Genomic DNA, 442 nt, shown 5'->3' with positions numbered 1-442 from the left:
GCACGCCTTGGGCACCGCGCTGCTCCCGCCGGTCCCGGCCGGCCCCGCCCACCCGCCCGCGGCGCCGCTGCTGCCGCCGCCCCCGCCCGCCGAGCCGCTGCGCAGCCCGTCCGGGCCGGCGCCGCGCGAGCTGGGCCTCTTCCCGATCGGCAGCGGACCCGAGACGCCCGACGGCCCGCGCCCCGGCGGCCGGGCCCCCTCCCGGCGCTCGGGACGGCGCCGGCGCAGCGGACTGATCATCGGAGCGGGCGCGGGGGTGGTGGTGCTCGGGGTGGGACTGGCCTTCGCCCTCGCGCCGGCCCCCGACACCCACCGCGTCGCGCTGCCCACGGTGCCCACCGGCGCGCCCGACCCGACCCTGACCGACTCCCCCAGCACCCCGCCGAGCGCCGCCGACCTGCCCACCGCCACCGTGCCCGAGCAGATCGCCGCCCACGCGTCC

Annotated in this window: 1 pseudogene; it reads left to right on the top strand. The window is 83.0% G+C overall.

What is annotated here, in order from left to right:
- Positions 1 to 442: pseudogene (locus ABD323_RS27540) on the top strand (hypothetical protein); the annotation flags it as partial.

This window comes from Kitasatospora nipponensis (assembly GCF_039528135.1).
In the GTDB taxonomy this organism is placed as follows: Bacteria; Actinomycetota; Actinomycetes; order Streptomycetales; family Streptomycetaceae; genus Kitasatospora; species Kitasatospora nipponensis.
Note: the sequence above shows the minus strand (reverse complement) of the source record. Positions and strands in the feature narration are given on the sequence as shown.